5 protein-coding genes are annotated in these 7,694 nt (G+C 48.5%); all 5 read left to right on the top strand.

Going from position 1 to position 7,694, the window contains the following annotated elements; all coding sequences use genetic code 11:
* Positions 1-224, top strand: a 224-nt coding sequence (locus FP827_00480; GenBank protein MBA3051562.1) for a hypothetical protein, incomplete at its 5' end; no start/stop codon positions are given.
* A gap of 130 nt (positions 225-354) precedes the next feature.
* Positions 355-2,991 (top strand): ATP-dependent helicase, encoded by a 2,637-nt coding sequence (locus FP827_00475; GenBank protein MBA3051561.1) that lies wholly within the window; start codon positions 355-357, stop codon positions 2,989-2,991.
* A complete protein-coding gene (locus FP827_00470; protein ID MBA3051560.1) occupies positions 2,981-5,779 on the top strand; it encodes an ATP-dependent helicase in 2,799 nt (932 codons plus the stop codon). Before FP827_00475 ends, FP827_00470 begins: the two co-directional genes overlap by 11 nt.
* Before the next feature lie 102 nt (positions 5,780-5,881).
* Complete coding sequence (locus FP827_00465; protein MBA3051559.1) at positions 5,882-7,327, top strand: AAA family ATPase; 1,446 nt, start codon at positions 5,882-5,884, stop codon at positions 7,325-7,327.
* Positions 7,328-7,381: 54 nt separating this feature from the next.
* Positions 7,382-7,579, top strand: a complete 198-nt coding sequence (locus FP827_00460; protein ID MBA3051558.1) for a hypothetical protein — start codon at positions 7,382-7,384, stop codon at positions 7,577-7,579.
* Positions 7,580-7,694 lie beyond the last annotated feature (115 nt).

Raw genomic sequence — 7,694 nt, 5'->3', positions numbered from 1 at the left:
GGGGGCGCCTGAGCCGAAGGGCGCTTGCGCTGATATCGGGCGCGGCGGCATTCATATACGCCGTAAGCGATGAGATGCATCAGCTCTATGTGTTGAACAGGCACGGCAGCGCCGCTGATGTGGCGGTAGACCTGCTGGGAATAGTGATTGTGTGCTGGCTGATATCATACAGGGATTTTTTTCCGCATGATGGCGGAATAACGAGGGGAGGTAAGGCTAAGTGAAAGGAAGACGAAGAAAGCTTGCTAAAGTTAAAAGACATAAGCTAAAAAAAAGACGCAAAGCAATGCGTCACAAAGCGAAATAAAGGTTTGATAAAACCCGTCGCGGCGGTGATGACCCCGCCCGCGCCGGATGGGATTTTTATTGACAACCGATATTGTATTCATTGACGGAAAAGGTGTTTCGCCCCGGCGAATTTTCAATTGCGGTAAGACATCTTTTCTGCTGGAGAAATTCAAGGAGCTCGTTTCCTCGGGTGCGGATGTTTCAAGGATACTCGTGCTCTGTCCTCTGTCCGTCAAGGAGCGTTTTACTGATATAGCCCTCGCCGGAGCGTCCGGATGCGGTGAACTCCACATCGACAGCTTTTCGGCTTTCGCCAAATGGGCTCTGAAAAAGAACAGCCATCAATTCACCCGCTCCTGCGATTTCACTATTATTTCGGGCAAGGAAGAGGAAGTGATCGTAAAAGAAATACTTTCGGAAAACCTCCCACCGCTTAAAAATTTCTCAGCCTGCCGTAATTTCCGCGGTTTTATATCCGAGGCCGTTAATTTTATTGACGCGCATAAGATAGCCCCTTCCGTAAAGCTCGGCCCCGACGAGTTCGCGCTTCTCGGCGAATATGACAAGAGGCTGAAGGAAAGGGGTCTCTTTGACCTGCGGGATGTGGAAAAGCTCTGCCTTGAATCCGTGTCATCGGGTGTTTTCAGCTCCGGTTTTGATCATATCTTTCTTGACGGGTGGGAGGACCTCAACCGTCAGGAGAGCCGCATATTCATCAGCCTTGTGGAAAGAGCCCCCGCGCTGAAAGGCCTGTACATCGCGGGAGATTCCTCGCGGGGCATATATGATTTTCTCGGCGGTGACGCTGAGGGCACGAGAAAGGCCCTTGAGGGAAAATTCGCGCCTCACAGCCCGATCCTCAGCGCGACAATAGAGCCGGAATTCGAGGTTTGGAAATTCCTGAGCGATTATGACAACGCTCAGTGGATACTCTCAAAGATAAAAAAACTCATCGCTTCGGGCATAAGCCCGGAGGATATAGCCGTTATAGCCAGGGATACGGGAGATGAGATAAAGATGCTGGAGGATATGGCGTCATCCGAAGGTGTGCCCGTGAGCTGTCCCTCGGGTGCGCCCTTTTTCAAGCATCCGCAATTCTTAGCCTTCATGTCATTCCTGTATTTTACGGAGGGGATCGACGAGAAAGTCTCTTTCGCGGATATGCTGGCCCTGCCTGTCTTCAAGATGAGCGATTCGGATATTTTCAGGTTCCTTGAAGGCTCTCATGAGATGAGGAAAGGTCCCGCGGAAAAAATAGAGAAGGTGAGGAGCTCCGCGAAGAAAGCGGCCCGGGCTGATTCCCTGCCGAATCCCGCGAAGATAAAAAAGCTTTATTCTTTCTGCGGTTCCGAGGAACTCGCCGGCGATGATATCGTGTTGAACCGGCTCTTCGGCAAATTCTTTGAATATGCCGAAAAATTCCACAGCATCACCGGCGGGATGGCATTTGAAACATTCCTGTCTTTTTTGAGTGAATCCCTCGCCACTTTCGCCAGGGCGCCTTATCTGGGAGATATTCCCGGCACATCGCCGCTCCTGACCGTCCATGAAGCGAAAGGCGCGCATTTCAAATTCGTTTTTATCCCCGGCGCGGTCTGGGGCAAGTTTCCCAGACGCTTCAGCCCGGGCGTTTATATTAAAAAGACCGAGGACGAGCAAAAACATTATGATACGGAGGAGAAGATATTCCTCAGCGCCCTCAGCGCCGGAACGGAGAAAGTTTTTGTGTCCTTCAACGGCGGCGATGAAGACGAGATGCCCTCGCCCTACATAGAAGAATTCCTCAAAGACATCGCCGTCAAGTCCGCCCCGGCCCAGGACACATTTTCCGTAGAGATGGAGATGGTTCCCGCGGAAAGGCCTCCGGACGGAAGCGTTCATGGCGATATATTTTTCTCCGGCCGGGACGGAGGGAAGGTAAAGATCTCGGTCTCTTCCCTTGAAAGTTATATGAAATGCCCGCTGAATTTCTTTATAGAGAGAATGATCTCCCTTGAAACAAAGAGATCGGAAAAGGCTCTTTGCGGGACTCTCGTACATTCCATACTTGAAAAGTTCCATGCTGAATTCCCCGTGCCGGCCCGCAAGAGTGAGATGTCGCGCCGCATGGATGAGCTCACCGATGAGGTTTTTTCCTCGCCCGACGCCGCTGATTTTGAAACGCGTCACTCCGCCGGATGCTGGAAGGCCTTCTTCTCTTTTTTTCTGAAGAAATACGCAGAGGGAGACAATATTTTTAAAGTTACGGAGAGAGAAAAGAGTGTCAGCGTTCCCATAGAGGACATCGAGGTCAGCGGCCGCATCGACAGGGTGGATGAGATAGAAGGCGGTTTTGAGGTCATAGATTATAAGACAGGGACCGGAAAAAAATTCAAGAAAGTCGCCCTGCGCAATCAGATAGGCAGGGGCGAGCATCTGGCTCTGCCTATTTACGCCCGGGCTATCGAGGGTTGCAGTGAGATAACGCTTTTCTGGCTGGCCGATCATGAGAAACCTGAGGATTATCCCCAGAAGGTGACGCTTGCGCTGGATGACGAAAAGACCCTCGCGGCGCTGGAAGAAATGGATCTGAAGCTCAAAGAGGCGCTCGAGAATATAAAGAAGGGGGATTTTTCCCCCGCGTCCAAATGCCCCAACAGCCGCAGCTGCCCGCATAAAGACTTGTGCGCGCGCGTGAGAGGAGTTGACATATATGAAATCTGAGCTGACGGTGGCCACCGCCGGCGCCGGCACCGGCAAGACGACCTATCTGGTGAGCGAGTTCCTGGATAAAGTGGACTTGCTGAAAAGCGAGGGGAAGAGCCTCAAAGACGCCCTCGGGTGCGTGCTGGCCGTCACCTTTTCCAGAAAAGCCGCCGGGGAGATGAAGAAGAGGATAATCGAAAAACTGGGCGAGCCCCGCATGATGCCCTTCCTGAATATCTCCACGATAGACGCTTTCTGCGCGGATATATTGAGAGAAAACCCCGCCGCGGCCGGGATAGATTCCAAGTTTGAGATACTGTCGGGAGGCAGCGAACACATATTTTTCAGGAAGGCTATAGACAAGGCCAGGAACACTATCATCATGGAACCGGTCTCGCCCATCGACCTTCGCAGCGCGAAGGAGCTATACGATTTTATCACGCATCTGCGCCTCCGACTCATCAGGCCTGATGACCTGGCTGATTTCAGGTGGGAGGGAGAAGGGAATTTCATACCCTTCATCCGGCTGCTTTACAAGATTTTCGAGGGCAATATGAAAGAGCGTTCGGCCCTTGATTTTCCGCAGATCCTTCTTGAGGCCTACAGGCTGCTGGACGGGCACAAAAATGTGAGAGATGCCCTGCGCGAAAAATACAGGTTTGTTTTTATAGATGAATTCCAGGACACGAGCCCCGTGCAGATGGAGCTCTTTATGAAAATAGATCCGCAGCGGCTTTGCGTCGTCGGGGATTTCAACCAGTCCATTTACTCCTTCCGGGGCGCTACGCCGGAAAACTTAACCGGCATAAAAGAGAAGGCCGGCAAAACCAAAAGTCTGTCCACAAATTTCAGGAGTGTTAAGAGCGTGCTGGATTTCGCCAACCTGATAGAGGGCAAACTGAAGGATTATCATCTGCTGTCCCCGCGCCCGGACGCTCCCGCCGGGGAGAAGGTCTGTATCGTGACAGCGGAAAACCGCCGTCAGGAAGCGCTCTATATAGCGCGCCGGATCAAGCGGCTGAAAAAAGAGCAGGGCTTAAAAAACAGTGATTTCGCCGTGATACTCAGGAGCATGAAAACGGCCATATCCGATTATGAAAAAGTGTTCAGGGATGAAGGGATAGATTTCCTCAGCGCCTCCGGCGGCGGTTTTTACGACAGGGCCGAGATAAAGCAGATCGTCGCTATCCTCAAATTCCTTGCCGCGCCGGGCGATGACAGCGCTTTTTTTGAATTTCTCACGAGCCCCATGGTAGCCTTTACGCTTGAGGATATTTATTCTTTCGGCGCTAAAAGAAAAAAGGGAGTGTCACTTTTTGAGGCTTTTCTTGACGCCGGAGACAGGCCGGGGAAAGATAAAAGGGCGAGAGTGGATTTTTTTCTTAAAAACAGGAAATTTCCCGGCAGGGTTTCCATCCACAGATACATCATGGTTATTATACTGGACTGCGGCCTGACCGAATGGGTGAAAGCCGATTTTGACGGCGTTTACCGTCTTCGCGCGCTCGCTAACATAAAAAAATTCCTGGAGCTGGCCCTGAACTACGAAAAAACATCCCCGGCTCCCTCTCTTTCCGAATTCCTGGAATACATCGGCGGGCCGGACAAACACAGCTCGGGGGCGGTGGAGTCGGACGCCGCGCTGGATTCGTCGGATTGCGTGGATATAATGACGGTGCACAAGATAAAAGGCCTTGAGAGAAAAGTGGTTTTCGTGGCGAACATAACGCCTTCGCAGTTCCCGATCCGCGAGCGTGTATCTATGCCCTGGGAAATCACAGGCGGGACGATCAGGCGCGTGGAGAAGGAAAAAAAACCGAAAAACGCCGAGCCGAAGATCGCCGATGAGGAATGGCGTCTTTTTTATGTGGCCATGACCCGCGCGAAGGAAAGGCTTTATCTTCTCGGGCGACCGTCTAAAGGAAAATTGAGTCCCCTGCTGTCTTTCTTTCTTGACGGTGAAGGAGAAAGTTTCTCTCTCAAGAAGGAGTACGCCGCGCTGGCCGAGCATTGCCGTGCGGAGGGAGTTTTTGAGGATAAAAGGAAGACGAAAGAAGTGATGATACCCGTTTTCCGCAGTCACGGCGCTTGCGAATATTTTTCCGAAAAGACTGTCATTGATACCAAGATCAAAAAAGGCTTTAGCGTTTCCGAGATCAGCGGATATCATTTTTGCCCTCTGAGATACAGGAACGATTATATATTGAAAAAAACCGGCAGCGCCTCGGAGGATCACATAAAAGTGGGGAATGTCCTGCACACGGCGATAGAACATTTTGACAGGAGCCGTGACGATGATTTTTTCAGGCAGAGCGTCAGGCAGTCGCTCCCCCCGCACCTTATATCCTCCGCCGGGATTATGGCGGACAATTTCCTTTCATCCCCCTTCAGCGCTGTGCCTTTTATGAGAGAGAGCACTTTCATCCTGAAATTCAAGGACACATATATCAAGGGCGCGATAGACCGTGTGGAAAAAAAGAAAGATTCCTATGAGATCTACGATTACAAGACAGGCAAAAAAGCGGATGCGTCGCCATACGCTCTGCCTATGAATATCTACGCCCTCGGCTGTAAAGATGTTTTCGGACTGAAACCCGTCACGAAGCTGGGGCTCTTCTTCCTTTCTACGGGCAAAATCGTTGATGCCGAGATAATGGAAGAGGCGGCTCTTCTGAAAACATTGGATAAGATCGTCGCCGGTATCCGCTCGCGCGATTTCCAGCCGCGTCCCGGCGCGCATTGCCGCGCCTGCCCACATTCGGAAAAATGCGAGGCCGCGGAAAAGGATGACCGCGCCAGCGTATGAGAAAAGAAATGCGTTCTCGTGTTGTTCTTCGGGAAATTATTGTAATATATTCAGTGATGGCAGATGATAGAAAGCAATTCAGTTAATAAGGAAATTGTGAAAATGCAGACATCAAAAATTAAAGCAATTATCAGGCAGGGCGAAAATCTGCGGATTGAGTTTAAAGAGTGCAAAACCAATATCAGCGGAAATGTTTTTGAAACTATATGTGCCTTTTTGAACCGGTCCGGCGGAGAACTGCTTTTAGGAGTAAATGATAACGGCGGGATAGCCGGCATTGATGAAAATTGTAAAGACAAGATAAAAAAAGATTTTGCGACTGCAATAAATAACCCTCAAAAAATTAACCCTTCATGCTATCTTTCAATTGAAGAAATTGTAATCAACGGCAAAACAATTCTTTATGTTTATGTTCCTGAAAGTTCTCAGGTTCACAGGTGCAGCGGGAGAATATTTGACAGGAATGAGGACGGGGATTTTGATATTACCGATAACTCCAATCTTGTGACAGCGTTATACATTAGAAAGCAAACATCGTATTCGGAAAATAAAATTTATTCCGCTCTGGCCATTAAGGATTTAAGAAAGGATTTAGTTGAGAGAGTCCGGAAATTAGCGGTAAATCACAAGCCGGGGCATCCATGGGCTGAGCTGGATGATTTTGAATTGTTAAAAAGTGCGCAGCTTTATATAAAAGACTATCAAAGCGGAAAAGAGGGCTTTACTCTTGCCGCTGTTTTGCTTTTCGGGAAGGACAACGTTATATTGTCTGTTCTGCCGCATTTACGCACCGACGCGATTTTAAGAAAAGAAAATCTTGATAGATATGATGACAGGGATGATATCAGAACAAATCTCATTGAAAGTTATGACAGGATTATGGCTTTCGTTGAAAAGCATCTTCCCGACAAATTTTATCTTGAAAAAGATCAAAGAATAAACATCAGGAACCGTATTTTCAGGGAAGTTGCCGGGAATATGATCATTCACAGGGAATATATCAATCCGTTTCCGGCAAAATTTATTATTGAAAAAAATCGTGTTTATACTGAAAACAGCAATAAATCTCATGGACATGGTTTAATAGACCCTGCAAACTTTTCTCCATTCCCAAAAAACCCGGTTATCGCTAAAATTTTCAGGGAAATAGGGCGCGCTGATGAAATGGGGTCGGGCGTTAGAAATCTTTATAAATATTGCAAAGTGTATTCGGGGGCGAATCCTCAATTGATAGAAGACGATATTTTTAAAGTGATAATACCGCTTACCCCCCAAGCTGCCCCCCAAGCTGCCATGCAGGCTACCATGCAGGCTACCATGCAAGCTACCATGCAAGCTGAACGAAATAAAAAAATATCAGAGTTTTGTCAGATTCCCAGAACTAGAGAAGAAATACAGGAGCTTATCAATATCAGCAATAGAGATTATTTCAGAAAAGAAATATTGAATCCTCTTCTTGAACAGGGCTTGCTTCATCCGACAGTGCCGGAGAAACTCACAAGCCCTAAGCAGAAATATTATTCGGGTAAACAAGCAGATAAAAAATAAATGGGTAACACTGCTCGGCATCGAGCCAGTTTTGAGACGGTAAGGGGGAAGAGGATGGAATGTAATATTGAGAGAAACCTGAAGGATTGCAATTGTAGTTACGAGCCATGCGGCAGGAAAGGCAAATGCTGTGAATGCGTCAGGTATCACAGGGCCATGGGAGAACTTCCCGCCTGCTATTTTCCCGATGATGTGGAAAAAACCTACGATCGGAGTATCGAGAAATTTATCGAAATTTCCAAAAAGCGATAAGCTGTATTTCTGTTAGTTAACGGGTTAATAACTGCAATTTCATATATCAATTAGGGAACTTTTAATCTTCCCCTTGGAAAGGGGGAGACCAAGAGAGGGATTGATTTTTTCTTAG

The sequence above is a fragment of the Candidatus Omnitrophota bacterium genome (assembly GCA_013791745.1).
GTDB lineage: Bacteria > CG03 > CG03 > CG03 > CG03 > CG03.
Note: the sequence above shows the minus strand (reverse complement) of the source record. Positions and strands in the feature narration are given on the sequence as shown.